The sequence below is a fragment of the Marinobacter halodurans genome (assembly GCF_004327985.1).
Taxonomy (GTDB): Bacteria; Pseudomonadota; Gammaproteobacteria; order Pseudomonadales; family Oleiphilaceae; genus Marinobacter_A; species Marinobacter_A halodurans.
Map to the genome: position 1 here is coordinate 1 of NZ_SJDL01000013.1, position 13147 is coordinate 13147.

Below are 13147 nucleotides of genomic sequence, written 5' to 3' on the forward strand. Positions count from 1 at the left end.
CGGCTAGTAGTTCCCCTTACCGGGCCCACAGGGGACTTGCACCCCCAAGTCATCCGGCCAGCACCACCTGTACCAGAACAGCGCCCGTCAAGGCGCTACGCGCCATGCCTGGCGCACCAAAAAAAAACCGGCCCTAAAGGCCAGTCGAAGTGGAGACAAGCTATGAATTGAAAAGAAACTTAACGCTGGGCGCCCTGCTGAAGAAACGACGCCATCCAATGGGCCACCTGCAGTGAGTCGGTGTGGGCGGACTCGTCATTCAGCCCCACCAGCGCCTCGTCAGCCGCAGTCGGCGGGATCGGGTCGTCGCGACGCGACAACAGCAACTGGGTTTCAAACTCGACGTTGAATTCCGGATGCGCCTGCAACGTCAGGATGCGGTTGTCGTACTGCAGCGCCGCAAATGGGCAGAAGGACGAATAGGCGATCACCTCGGCTTGTTTCGGCTTGCTGAGCACCTGGTCCTGATGCACGGCACTCAATGTGAATTGCCCGCCAAGACCGTCCAGCTCCGGCACGTCTTTTTCGAGCTGATAGGTGTGCAGACCGACTCCCCAACCGTCCGGATACGGGTTCACGTCGGCGCCAAACGCTTCCGCCACAATCTGATGACCGAAGCAGATGCCGACCATCGGACGGCCGGTATCGTAAATCTCGAGGATCAGGTCTTTCAGGCGCATCATCCACGGTGTTTTTTCGTACACGTTGGATTTGGAACCGGTAATGATCCAGGCGTCGTGCGCATCCGCGGCGCCCGGGAAAATGTCGTCCCGGACATCGTAGGTGGTGAAGGTAAAATCGTAGCCGGCCTGACCGAACAGTTTTACGAACATGTCGGCGTAGGAGCCGTGCTTTTCGAGCAGGTCATCCGGGGTGATGCCCGTGGCTAGGATGCCGATTCTCAGACTCATTGGGTACTCCTGGCGTGCGGATCAGGCGCACGCGGTGTCTGGATAAAAAATTCAGAGCAGGCCCAGGTAGGCCTCGTACTCCACATCGGAAATGCGTTCGTTCAAGCGACGACGCTCCTGGCGCTTGGCTTCCGCGTAAACGCGGACAAATTCCTCGCCGAGGTATTCCCGCAGGATCTCGCTCTGGTCGAAACGATTGGTCGCGTCCTGCCATTCACAGGGCAGCGGGTATTCCGGGTTCTCTTCGGCGTAGGCGTCGCCTTCGACCGGTGCGTTAGGCTCGAGCTTATTGTCCATGCCGTAAAGTGCGCCTGCCAGCACGGAGGCCAGCACCAGATACGGGTTGGCATCGGCACCCGACACGCGGTGTTCGATCCGCCGCGCGACGTTGGGGCTTTCCGGTACACGTATCGCGACGGTCCGGTTCTCGTAGCCCCAACTGGCATGGGTCGGGGCATAGGCGCCGGGCATGAAGCGGCGATAGGAATTCAGGTGTGGCGCAAATACCAGCATGCTTTCAGGCATCAGTTGCATGAGGCCGGCGACAGCGTGGCGCAGCAGTTCGCTGCCCGCGTCCGTGCCGTTGTCGAAGACGTTGTTGCCGTCCTCGTCCAGCAGGCTGAAATGCACGTGGAAACCGTTGCCGCTTTCCTCGGCATAGGGCTTCGCCATGAAGGTGGCGGAATAGCCATGGCGACGGGACACACCGCGCACCAGGCGCTTGAACAGGATCGCCTGATCGCCGGCGTTCAACGGATCGGCCACGTGGTTGAGGTTCACCTCGAACTGGCCGGGGCCCATTTCGGCAATGATGGTGTCCGCGCCAATGCCCTGTGCCTGGCAGGCTGCCCGGACATCAGCGAAGAACGCCTCAAACCCGTCCATCTCCTCAACGGCGTAGCCCTCGGTATTGGCCAGACGCCGGCCTTTGCCATCCGCCAGGGCCGGTGGGATCGGGCGTTGGGTGCTTTCGGACTCCGCGTCCATCAGATAGAACTCGAGTTCGGTGGCCATGACCGGGGTCAGCCCTTTTTCCGCAAAGCGATCCACCATGCGCTTGAGCACCTGACGGGGATCGGCCTCGAACGGTGAGCCGTCCGGGTTGAACATCATCGCCAGCATCTGGTCGCGCGGCGCTTCCGACCAGGGCACCGGGATCGGGTCTTCGGTGACCGGCATGCAGACGCCATCGCTGTCACCGGTTTCAAACACCAGACCATTTTCCAGGACATCGGCCCCCCAGAAATCAAAGCCCACCACCGACCGCGGCAGTTTCAGACCTTCCTTGCGGGCCTTTTTCAGGCCACTGGCGGGCATGCGCTTGCCGCGCAGATTCCCGTTCAGATCCGTGATGAAGAGGTCCAGATCGCGGTTCCTGTCCTGATTCTTGTTTGTCGTCATACGCATCACTCTTGAATGCTTCTCTAAAGTCAGGATTCCACGATATCCCATCCCCAGTGGCGTGTATCTATCACCCGGGGGGTATCTTGGGCCCGTCATGGCCGTTCCCGACCCGGATCGAACATATACCCGCAGGGGTATATCTCCCCGCCGTCGACATTCCCTATGGTTAACCTGGAACCCGACCCCGCTGCGTCCAGACCGGCGCAGCTGGCCCCATAACCCTCAGGAGGCTGTGATGCCCGACACAACAACAACGCCCACTCCCGGAAACGCCATACGCGACATGGACGCCCGCCACCACCTGCATCCTTTTAGCGATACCCGGGCCCTGAACCAGAGAGGAGCCCGGGTGATTGCGCGCGCGGAAGGTGTCTATGTCTGGGATGCGGACGACAACCAACTGATTGATGGCATGGCCGGTCTCTGGTGCGTCAACATCGGCTATGGGCGCCAGGAACTGATCGACGCCGCCGTAGGGCAGATGCAGACGCTGCCCTACTACAACACCTTCTTCCAGAGCACCCACGCCCCGGTCACCCGACTGGCGAAGGCCATCGCCGGGATCACGCCCGGCGACCTGGACCGGGTGTTCTTCGCCAATTCCGGGTCGGAGGCCATCGATACGGTGATCCGGATGGTTCGCCACTACTGGACGCTGAAGGGCAAGCCCTACCGCAAGCTGCTGATTGCCCGCGAGAACGCCTATCACGGCAGCACGCTGGCCGGCGCCAGTCTGGGAGGGATGGGACACATGCACCGCCAGTGCGATCCCATGCTGCCGGGCATCCATCGCATTGGTCAGCCCTACTGGTATGGTGAGGCCGACGGCCTGTCCGAGGAGGAATTCGGTCTGCAACGGGCCCGGGAACTGGAAGAGAAGATCCTGGAAGTGGGGCCGGATAACGTTGCGGCGTTTATCGGCGAGCCCATACAGGGTGCCGGCGGGGTGATCGTGCCGCCACGGACCTACTGGCCGGAGATCCAGCGCATCTGCCGCAAGTACGATGTGTTACTGGTGGCCGACGAAGTGATCTGCGGGTTTGGGCGTACCGGGCAATGGTTCGGATGTCAGACGTTCGATTTCCAGCCGGACATCCTCTCCATGGCCAAGGGGTTGTCGTCCGGCTACCTGCCCATCTCGGCAGTTGCCGTGGGCGACCGAATTGCGGACACCCTGACCGAGCACTGTGGCGACTTCAACCACGGTTTCACCTATTCCGGCCACCCGGCCGCCGCGGCGGTGGCGCTGGAGAACATCCGGCTGCTGCGGGACGAGGGCGTGATCGAGTCCGTCGCCACGGACACCGGCCCCTACCTGCAGTCACGCCTGCGGGGGGTCATTGGTGAGCATCCGCTTTGCGGTCATATCGAAGGTATCGGCCTGATCGCGGGCCTTGCGCTGGTGAAGGACCGCCAGAGTCGCACTTTCTTCGATGGAGATGTGGGCACCGTCTGCCGAGACGAATGCACCGCCGCCGGCCTGATCGCCCGGGCCTGCGGCAACCGCATTGTCCTGTCCCCCCCGTTGGTCATCAGCCGGGAGGAGATTGATGCCATGGTTGATCGCCTGCGCATCGCGCTGGACCGGACCTACGCCCGGGTCAGCGGACTGTCCGACGCATGACCCGGGAGGCGGACCGGACTGGTGCCGGTTCGCCAACTGGCTTAGCCTTAAGGGACCGGCTGATGCGCCCCAACCATGATTCGTGGCCGCCGTGAGCCCCATTTGAGCGGGCCATGCCGGCGCTTTCAATAGAATAACAAGGGCTGTGATGAGAGATCGCGTCAATCAGATACAGGCCAATGAGAGCTGGCAGAAAAACCTGGCGGTTCTCATCGAGCATCAACGCCTGCGCAGCTTCCCGCCGATGCTGGAGGCCTTCCTGTCGACCCTGTGTTTCTTCGACACGATCCTGCTCCTGACCTACAAGAAATCGCTACGGCCGATCCTGGTCCATCCTTCCGACCCGGAGGAACAGAGCGACACCCTGCGCCAGTACATCAACCATGCCTACGTGCTCGATCCCCTGTTCCATGCCATCAAGAACGGCGCGGCGCCGGGCATCGTGCGACTGGCCGAGATCATGCCGGATTCCTTCAAGAGCACGGAGTATTACCAGACCTGCTACCAGAATTTTGGATTGGTGGATGAGATCAATCTGCTGATCCGGTTGGATGACAAGGTGACCTGTGCGATCACCCTGGGGCGTAAGGCGTCGCTGGAGAGCATTTCCCGCACCGAACTGAATGCCCTGCATGAGTTCTATCCCATTATCAGCGCCCTGGTGCGTCAGTTCTGGCAGGCACAGTCCGGGGAATTCCTGCAGTACGGCCGCTCCGACGGGCCCATGAAACGGGCCCTGCGCACCTTTGCCAGCGGTGTCCTGACCCAGCGGGAACGGGAGATTACAGACCTGATCCTGCGGGGCTTTTCATCCCAGGCCATAGCCGATCGCCTGACCATCAGCGTCGGCACCGTGAAGGTGCATCGCAAGAACATCCATGCGCGATTGAACACCTCCACCCAGGCGGAAATCTTCACGCAGTTCATCAATCACCTGAGCCACCTCGAAGAAAACCCATAGACGCTACCGGTCCACCGCAACCGGCCGTCCGGATCAAAGGTTGATCCAGACGGTCTTGATATCGGTGTACTTCTCGAGGGAATGCAGGGACTTGTCCCGACCGTAGCCGGATGCTTTCATGCCGCCAAACGGCATAGTGCTGTCGCCACCGCCCCAGCCATTGACCCAGATCATGCCGCTCTGGATTTTCCGGCTCACACGGTGAGCCCGCGACAGGTTGCCGGTCCAGACCGAAGCGCCCAGCCCATAGCGGTTATCGTTGGCCAGGCGGATCGCCTCGGCCTCGTCGCTGAATTCACCGACGGCCAGCACCGGGCCGAAGATTTCCTCCTGGACGAAGCGCATACTGTTGCGGGCATCGCCAATGATGGTGGGTTCAACGAAATACCCCTGCCCGGCCACCGCCTCCGGGACGCCACCAGCCAACACCCGGCCGCCCTCATCGATGGCGGACTGGATGTAACGGGCCACGGTCTCCAGTTGGGTTTTATCGACCAGGGCGCCCATCCGGGTTTCCGGGTCAAGCGGATCCTGCGGCTGGTAGGTTTTGGCGGCTTCCAGCAGGGCCCCGGTGAAGCGCTCGCGGATGGACGACTGGACATAGAGCCGGGAACAGGCAATGCAGACTTCGCCCTGGTTGGAAAAGATAGCCGCCGCGGCGGTCGACGCCGCCTTTTCGATGTCCTCGCAGTCCTCGAAAACCAGCATCGGCGATTTACCGCCGGCTTCGATCCACACCCGCTTGAGGTTGGACTGCCCGGCGTATTCCATCAGCAGCCCGCCCACCCGGCTGGAGCCGGTAAACGCCAGGACACTCACCTCATTGTGCAGCGCCAACGCCTTGCCGGCGGTATGACCAAAGCCCGGCAGCACGTTAAAGACGCCATCGGGGATTCCCGCCTCTTTGGCCAGTCCTGCCAGTCGGAGAGCGCTCAGGGCACTTTTCTCGGACGGTTTGAGAACGACCGAGTTGCCCGCGGCCAGGGCGGGCGCGATTTTCCAGGTGGCCATCATCAGCGGGTAGTTCCAGGGCGTAATGGCGGCGACCACACCGACCGGTTCATGACGGATCAACCCCAGGGTGTCATGTCCGGTGGGCGCGATCTCGCCATACAGCTTGTCGATGGACTCCGCGGTCCAGCGCAGGCAGTCGATAGAGTCCGGCACATCGATGCTGACCATCTCGGCAATCGGCTTGCCCATATCCAGGCTGTCCAGCACGGCCAGCTCGTCAGCGTGCCTTTCAACCAGATCCGCCAGCCGCAGCAGCGCCCGTTTGCGATCGCCCGGCGACAGGTCCGACCATACGCCCGAGGCAAAGGCCTCCCGGGCGGCCTCAACGGCAAGATCCACGTCGGCCGCGTCACAGCTGGCGATATCCGCCAGTTTGGCTGCCGTGGCCGGATTGATCGCTGGAAAGGTCTCGCCGGATACGGCATCCTGGAATTGGCCCTTGATAAAGGCCTGCCCCTGCAAGGCTACCGACTCACTCAGGGCCTTCCATTCCGCACTGGTTTTCATGGTCTTCTCCCGACGTTGATTGACTTTGACTCAAGCCTAACCGGCCGGGCTGTCGGGGCTCTATATCCCCCAGTGGGTATACGGATCAGAGCCAGCCTTTCTTCTTGAAATACAGGTATGGGGCAATGCCCGCCATCACCATGAGGCCCAGCGCCCAGGGGTAGCCTCCAATCCAGTGCAGTTCAGGCATGACGTCGAAGTTCATGCCATAGATACTGGCCACCAGCGTCGGTGGCAGGAACACCACCGCGGCGATGGAGAAGATCTTGATGATCTGGTTCTGTTCAATGTTGATAAAGCCCTGGGTGGAGTCCATCAGGAAGTTGATCTTGTCGAACAGGAAGGTGGTGTGGGACATCAGGGTTTCGATGTCGCGCATGATCTCCCGCAGGGTGTCGGCGTGCTCCGAGGCGCTGCGCAGGTGGCGCAGCAGGAAAGAGATATCCCGCTGGGAATCCATCAGGCATAGGCGGATCTTGCCGTTGCTGTCTTCCAGGCGTGCCAGCTTGCCAATGGCCTCGTCCAGTTCCGCCTCCTCGTCCTCGAGCACCATATAGGACACGTCTTCCAATTGCCGGTGAAGATCTTCCAGGCTGTCGGCGTGGTTCTCCATTTTCTGTTCGAACAGCGTGACCAGCAGCTCGGCGGGCGAATTCGCCTCCACCTGACCGCGACGGGCCCGCATCCGGATGAGCCGGAAGTCGGCAACATCGTCCTCCCGGATCGTGATCAGCCGCCGGCTCTGGAGAATACAGGCCACTGAGATCGTGTCGTGGCGACCTTCGGTCTGGGTCAGGAACAGGGAATGCACATGGATGCCGGCCTGATCCACAAAACAGCGGGCGGAAGCCTCGATTTCCTCGACTTCGTCGAACTCGGGCACATCGGTGTGAAGGAGCTCCTGCAACAGCAGGCGCTCATCCTCATCCGGTGTATGCACGTCGATCCAGTCCGCATTTTCCAGCGCTGAATCCGTATCGGACGATTCCACGTCCATCTCCCGGATCAACCCGTTATCAATCCTGAAAAACCTCAGCATTCGACAGCTACCTCTCTGATGTTCCATTGGCGTCGAATTGAACGCGCCCGCATTTTCCCTGTCCGGTATCTTAGGACAAATCGCTAATAACCCAAGCACGGGATGCCGTGTAGGATGACTTTCAAAGGCTCGAAACAATGTATTAGCAAAGCCCCGGGAACCCATCACACATGACTTACGCTCGTATCACTGGCACCGGATCCTATCTGCCGGACAATGTTGTTACCAACAAAGACCTGGAACAGAAGGTCGACACCAGTGACCAGTGGATTCGTGAACGGACCGGCATCGAGCAGCGTCATATCGCGCCGGACCACCAGACCACGGTGGACCTGGCAGAGCAGGCATCGCTGCGTGCGATCGAAGCGGCGGCTATCGATCCCCAGGACATTGACCTGATCGTTTTTGCCACTTCCACCCCGGACAAGATCTTCCCCAGCAGCGCCTGTATCCTGCAGGCCCGCCTCGGCATCCAGGGCTGCCCGGCCTTCGATATCCAGGCGGTATGCAGCGGTTTCGTCTATGCCCTGGCCACCGCGGACAAGTTCATCAAAACCGGCGCCAGCAAGAAGGCACTGGTCATCGGTGCCGAAATCTTCTCCCGTATTATCGACTGGGATGATCGGGCCACCTGCGTGCTTTTCGGTGACGGTGCCGGTGCCGTGGTGCTCGAAGCAAGCGAAGAGACGGGCATTCTTTCCACGCACATCCATGCCGACGGCCGTTACGAGGAACTGCTGCACGTGCCCTGCGGCATTGCCTCCGACTTCGAACGGGTCAAGGCCGGCCGCGCCTTCGTCGAGATGAAGGGCAACGAAGTCTTCAAGATGGCAGTCAACACTCTCGGCAAGATCGTCGATGAGACGCTGGAAGCCAACCAGATGGAAAAATCGGACATTGACTGGCTGGTCCCCCATCAGGCCAACCTGCGAATCATCGCCGCCACCGCCAAGAAGCTGAACATGTCCATGGATCAGGTCGTGGTGACCGTCAATGAACATGGCAATACCTCCGCCGCGTCGATTCCGCTGGCGCTGGATGTGGCTGTCCGCGATGGCCGGATCAAGAAGAACGAAGTGGTTCTGCTGGAAGCCTTCGGCGGCGGATTTACCTGGGGCGCGGCACTCCTCCGGTTCTGACGATCACGTCACCCACACCGTTCTCCCCGGCTGGCAACACCTTCCGGACACAGAAAAGGGGCGCAACGATCGCGCCCCTTTATTGTCAGCGTCGCGGCCCGGAATGCATTCCGGCAACGTCGCCAACCGCAACGGGCGTCCCTGCCCGACCTCCAAGGCGAGGTTTAATGGGAATGGGACGGCACCTTGGCGCCGCGCCGCCCGACAAGAAAATCAAAGTCACAGCCTTCGTCCGCCTGCAGGACGTGGTCGATGTAGAGCTGCAGGTAGCCACCGTCGCTGGCCAGGACCCTGGATGTGCCGGGCCGGATGTCTTTCATGCGCTCCGCCAGCTCAGTTTCGCTGACATCCAGATGCAGGCGCCCTGATTCGCAATCCAGCTCGATCCAGTCACCCTCGCGTACGGCGGCCAACGGCCCGCCGTCAGCGGCTTCCGGCGCCACATGCAGTACCACCGTGCCATAGGCGGTACCGCTCATGCGCGCATCGGAGATACGCACCATGTCGGTGATGCCCTGCTCCAGCAGCTTGGCGGGCAGCCCCATGTTGCCAACCTCCGCCATGCCCGGATATCCCTTGGGGCCGCAGTTGCGCATCACCAGCACGCTGTTGGCATCCACCTCCAGCTCCGGATCGTTGATCCGCGCTTTGTAGTGATCGAAGTTGTCGAACACCACCGCCCGGCCCCGATGTTTCATCAACTCCGGCGTCGCCGCCGAGGGTTTCAGGACCGCCCCGCGGGGCGCCAGGTTTCCGCGCAGGACGCAGATACCCCCGTCCTCGCATAGCGGGCTATCCAGCGGGCGAATCACCTCATCGTTGTACAGGGGGGCGTCCTGGACGTTCTCCCACAGCGTTTTACCATTGGCCGTCAGTGCGTTCGGGTGCGGCAGGCGGTTGGCCTCGCCGAGTCGGCGCAGCACCGCCGGCAGGCCTCCGGCGTAATAGAACTCTTCCATCAGGAAACGTCCGGAGGGCTGCAAATCCACGATGGTCGGGGTGCCCCGGCCGATCCGGGTCCAGTCCTCCATCGAGAGATCGACGCCGATCCGGCCGGCAATGGCCTTGAGGTGCACCACCGCGTTGGTAGAGCCGCCAATGGCCGCCGTTACGCGGATGGCATTCTCGAAGGCTTCGCGGGTCAGGATCTTCGACAGCCGCAGGTCCTCGTTGACCATGTCCACGATCCGGTTTCCGGAGAGCTGGGCCAGGACATAGCGCCGGGAATCCACCGCTGGAATCGCCGCGTTGTGAGGCAACGAGGTGCCCAGGGACTCGGCGATGCTGGCCATGGTGGAGGCCGTCCCCATGGTGTTGCAGGTGCCGGCGGACCGGGACATGTCCGCCTCGGCCGACATGAAATCGTGGATCGAGATCCGGCCGGCCTTGACCTGCTCGGACAATTGCCAGACGGCGGTTCCGGACCCGATGTCCCGGCCCTTGTGTTTACCATTCAGCATCGGGCCGCCGCTGACGACGATGGTCGGCAGATCACAGCTGGCTGCCCCCATCAGCAGGGCCGGGGTCGTCTTGTCACAGCCCACCAGCAGCACCACGCCGTCTACCGGGTTGCCGCGCAGGGATTCTTCCACATCCATGCTGGCCAGGTTCCGGGTCAGCATGGCCGTCGGCCGCAGGTTGGACTCGCCGTTGGAGAACACCGGGAACTCCACCGGAAAGCCTCCGGCCTCCAGGATGCCCTGGCGCACCTTGTCGGCGATGCGACGGAAATGGGCATTGCAGGGGGTCAGTTCGGACCAGGTGTTGCAGATGCCGATCACCGGTCGGCCATCGAACATGTGCCCGGGAAAACCCTGGTTCTTCATCCAGCTTCGATACATGAAGCCGTTCTTGTCGGCCGTGCCGAACCACGCTTCCGAGCGGAGCGGGCGTTTCTTGTCGGACATCGGATAGTGCTCCTGAGTACAGATTCGGACCCCGTTAAGGACGTCAGTTTCGGATCAGACCCGGCTGCGGCGGGTCTGTTTCCAACGGTCGAACAGCACGGCCAGCAGCAGGATCGCGCCGCGGACCAGATATTGGTAGAACGTGGGTACGTTGAGCAGCCCCATGGCATTCTGCACGCTGCCCATGATCAGGACGCCAACCAGCACACCGGTAATGGATGCCACGCCGCCGGACAGGGACACACCACCCAATACACAGGCCGAGATCACCGCCAGCTCCAGTCCGATGGAGGTATTGGGATCGCCCAGTCCCATACGCGAGGTCAGCAGGACACCGGCGACGCCGGCCACCACGCCCTGCAGGGCGAACACGGTGATTTTCAGGCGGCGCACGTTAACGCCGGCCAGGTTGGCCGCCTCGGCGTTGCCGCCGGTGGCCAGCACGTTGCGGCCGAATGCGGTCATGTTCAGCAGCACGCCAAAGATGATGAAGCAGAAGATCATGGTCCAGACCGGCACCGTCAGCCCCAGGAACGAGGCACTGCCCAGGTCGAAGAAGGACGGGACGGTGATCATCACCGCGTCGCCGCCGGAAGTGATGTAGGCCAGGCCCCGTACGAACTCCATCGCCGCCAGGGTGGCAATCAGGGAGTTGACGCCGAACTGGGCCACCACGAAACCGTTGAAGGCGCCAACGGCGGCACCGGCCGCAACACCGGACATCACCCCGATAAAGACGCTACCGGAGGTGGAGGTCATGACCGCCGCCACCACGCCGGTAAACGCCACGATGGAGGCCACGGACAGGTCCACTTCGCCCAGTGCCAGTACCATCATCATGGTGGTTGCGATCGTGCCGATCAGGGTGACCGACAGCAGCAGGCCGACGATGTTCCGGCCGGTGAGAAAATCGGGCACCATAATGGACAGCCCGATAAAGAGCAGGATAAAGACGGCAATCAGTCCTGACGTGTCGAGCAGGTTGCGCACGATCCGGGACAGCCCGCCGCGGCTGGCCGAAAAGTCCGGAGCGGACTGTGCCTGAGCCAGTTTTTCCGTAGACATGGTTATTCTCTCTTCACTGTTGGGAATCAGGCTGGCAAAGCCAGGCCGAGCAAACGTTCAGGCGTGGCCTGATCGCGATGCACCACGTCGATCACGCGGCCATCCCGCATCACACCGATGCGATCGCAGATCGAACTGACCTCAGCCAGGTCACTGGAGATCACCACCACGCTCTTGCCCTGCTCGGCCAGGTCATACAGCAGCGAATAGATATCCCGCCGCGCCCCCACGTCGATGCCGCGGGTGGGTTCGTCCATGACGAACACATCGATGTCTTCCGCCAGCCAGCGGGCCAGGATGGTCTTCTGCTGGTTACCGCCGGACAGCGTTCCGATGCGGGTTTCCGGCCCGGGGGTCTTGATGCGCAGGCGCCGGATGTAATCCCGGGCATTACGGGTTTCCCGGGCGGTGTTGCGGAACAGCTTCCAGCGGGAGAAGAAGCGCCGGCAACTGATGTTGATGTTGTCGCCAACGCTGGCGATGGCAAAGATCCCCTGCGTCTTCCGGTCTTCCGGGCACATCGCAATGCCGGACTGGATCGCCTCCCGGGGGCTTGTAAAGAGGCCGTCACGCCCCTTGAAGCGCACCGAGCCGGCCTCGGCCTTCTCAGCACCGCACACCAGGCGCAGCAGTTCGCTGCGACCGGCCCCGACCAGCCCGAACAGGCCGAAGACCTCGCCCTGGCGCACGTCAAAACTGGCGGGTTCGGCAATCCCCGGTCCTTTCAGACCTTTCACTTCCAGTTGGACGGGACCATGCTGGCGCTCGCGATAGCCGTAGACATCCTCGATTTCGCGACCGACCATCTCGCTGACCAGCACATCGTGGTCGATATGCTCCAGCGTGGGATGGGTGCTGATGTGCTGGCCGTCCCGGAAGACGGTAATGGCGTCGCACATTTCAAAGACCTCATCCATCCGGTGGGTCACATAGAGCACCACCTTGCCCTCGTCCCGCAGGCGTTTAACGATGCGCTTGAGATTGCGAATCTCCTGGACAGACAGACTGCTGGTCGGCTCGTCGAAGGCAATGATCCGGGCATTGCGCAGCAGCGCGCGGCCAATCTCAATCATCTGCTGCTGGCCGATGGACAGGTCCCGCACCCGCGTGGCCGGGTCGATGCCCTCCTCACCCAGATCGCGCAATACACCGAGCGCGGTCTCCCTGAGGGCCCGGCGGTCGACAAACCCTTTGCGGACGGGAAGCTGGCCGAGCAGCAGGTTTTCCGCCACCGACAGGTTGGGCGACAGTGTCAGTTCCTGGTAGATGATGGCGATGCCCTGGTCCAGCGCTTCCCGTTCGTTGGCAAAGACATGGCGCTCGCCATCGATCCAGAGTGCGCCGGAGGTGACCCGGTTGACGCCGCTGAGTACCTTGAGCAGGGTCGATTTACCCGCCCCGTTCTCCCCCATCAACGCGTGGACCTCGCCGGCGTTGGCGCCGAAGGACACATGGTCGAGCGCCCGTACGCCGGGAAATTCCACGGAAATGTCGTCGAACCGGAGGTATGGATCAGACATGATTGAACTCCCGAAAGCCCTGAACGGCCGGGTGCCCCGATTGCATCGGACACCCG

General features: G+C 61.9%; 10 protein-coding genes. 3 read left to right on the top strand and 7 right to left on the bottom strand.

The window, feature by feature from the left end:
- Positions 1-179: 179 nt before the first annotated feature.
- Both EZI54_RS10065 and EZI54_RS10070 read right to left on the bottom strand, forming a co-directional pair.
- Complete coding sequence (locus EZI54_RS10065) at positions 180-911, bottom strand: glutamine amidotransferase-related protein (protein WP_131481564.1); 732 nt, start codon at positions 909-911, stop codon at positions 180-182.
- Between the two features lie 51 nt (positions 912-962).
- Entirely contained in the window at positions 963-2312 is a 1350-nt protein-coding gene (locus EZI54_RS10070) for a glutamine synthetase family protein (RefSeq protein WP_131481566.1), read from the bottom strand.
- Between the two features lie 238 nt (positions 2313-2550).
- Between EZI54_RS10070 and EZI54_RS10075 the strand changes: the two genes are divergently transcribed.
- Positions 2551-3939, top strand: a complete 1389-nt coding sequence (locus tag EZI54_RS10075; RefSeq protein ID WP_131481568.1) for an aspartate aminotransferase family protein — start codon at positions 2551-2553, stop codon at positions 3937-3939.
- A 148-nt stretch (positions 3940-4087) separates the two neighbouring features.
- Positions 4088-4900 carry a response regulator transcription factor gene (locus tag EZI54_RS10080; RefSeq protein ID WP_131481570.1) on the top strand — a complete coding sequence of 271 codons (813 nt, stop codon included), beginning with the start codon at positions 4088-4090 and terminating at the stop codon, positions 4898-4900.
- A gap of 33 nt (positions 4901-4933) precedes the next feature.
- Here EZI54_RS10080 and EZI54_RS10085 read toward each other — a convergent pair whose 3' ends face one another.
- Both EZI54_RS10085 and corA read right to left on the bottom strand, forming a co-directional pair.
- Positions 4934-6421: an aldehyde dehydrogenase gene (locus tag EZI54_RS10085; protein ID WP_131481572.1), complete on the bottom strand. Its 1488-nt coding sequence runs from the start codon at positions 6419-6421 to the stop codon at positions 4934-4936.
- An 85-nt stretch (positions 6422-6506) separates the two neighbouring features.
- Positions 6507-7460 carry a magnesium/cobalt transporter CorA gene (gene corA, locus EZI54_RS10090; protein ID WP_131481574.1) on the bottom strand — a complete coding sequence of 318 codons (954 nt, stop codon included), beginning with the start codon at positions 7458-7460 and terminating at the stop codon, positions 6507-6509.
- 170 nt (positions 7461-7630) lie between these two features.
- On the opposite strand from corA, the gene EZI54_RS10095 reads away from it, so the two are divergent.
- Complete coding sequence (locus EZI54_RS10095; RefSeq protein ID WP_131481576.1) at positions 7631-8599, top strand: beta-ketoacyl-ACP synthase III; 969 nt, start codon at positions 7631-7633, stop codon at positions 8597-8599.
- 164 nt (positions 8600-8763) lie between these two features.
- Here EZI54_RS10095 and EZI54_RS10100 read toward each other — a convergent pair whose 3' ends face one another.
- Genes EZI54_RS10100 through araG form a run of 3 tightly spaced genes read right to left on the bottom strand, consistent with a single transcriptional unit; the run spans position 8764 to position 13091 of the window.
- On the bottom strand, positions 8764-10506 hold the full coding sequence (locus tag EZI54_RS10100; protein WP_131481578.1) for an IlvD/Edd family dehydratase: 1743 nt from the start codon (positions 10504-10506) through the stop codon (positions 8764-8766).
- A 54-nt stretch (positions 10507-10560) separates the two neighbouring features.
- Entirely contained in the window at positions 10561-11571 is a 1011-nt protein-coding gene (gene araH / locus EZI54_RS10105) for an L-arabinose ABC transporter permease AraH (RefSeq protein WP_131481580.1), read from the bottom strand.
- 26 nt (positions 11572-11597) lie between these two features.
- On the bottom strand, positions 11598-13091 hold the full coding sequence (araG, locus tag EZI54_RS10110; protein ID WP_131481582.1) for an L-arabinose ABC transporter ATP-binding protein AraG: 1494 nt from the start codon (positions 13089-13091) through the stop codon (positions 11598-11600).
- Positions 13092-13147: the final 56 nt, after the last annotated feature.

What these genes read in the sequence shown, in the direction of transcription:
- EZI54_RS10065 (WP_131481564.1), bottom strand. Translation starts at nt 911, where the DNA reads ATGAGTCTGAGAATCGGCATCCTAGCCACGGGCATCACCCCGGATGAC.
- EZI54_RS10070 (WP_131481566.1), bottom strand. Translation starts at nt 2,312, where the DNA reads ATGACGACAAACAAGAATCAGGACAGGAACCGCGATCTGGACCTCTTC.
- EZI54_RS10075 (WP_131481568.1), top strand. Translation starts at nt 2,551, where the DNA reads ATGCCCGACACAACAACAACGCCCACTCCCGGAAACGCCATACGCGAC.
- EZI54_RS10080 (WP_131481570.1), top strand. Translation starts at nt 4,088, where the DNA reads ATGAGAGATCGCGTCAATCAGATACAGGCCAATGAGAGCTGGCAGAAA.
- EZI54_RS10085 (WP_131481572.1), bottom strand. Translation starts at nt 6,421, where the DNA reads ATGAAAACCAGTGCGGAATGGAAGGCCCTGAGTGAGTCGGTAGCCTTG.
- corA (WP_131481574.1), bottom strand. Translation starts at nt 7,460, where the DNA reads ATGCTGAGGTTTTTCAGGATTGATAACGGGTTGATCCGGGAGATGGAC.
- EZI54_RS10095 (WP_131481576.1), top strand. Translation starts at nt 7,631, where the DNA reads ATGACTTACGCTCGTATCACTGGCACCGGATCCTATCTGCCGGACAAT.
- EZI54_RS10100 (WP_131481578.1), bottom strand. Translation starts at nt 10,506, where the DNA reads ATGTCCGACAAGAAACGCCCGCTCCGCTCGGAAGCGTGGTTCGGCACG.
- araH (WP_131481580.1), bottom strand. Translation starts at nt 11,571, where the DNA reads ATGTCTACGGAAAAACTGGCTCAGGCACAGTCCGCTCCGGACTTTTCG.
- araG (WP_131481582.1), bottom strand. Translation starts at nt 13,091, where the DNA reads ATGTCTGATCCATACCTCCGGTTCGACGACATTTCCGTGGAATTTCCC.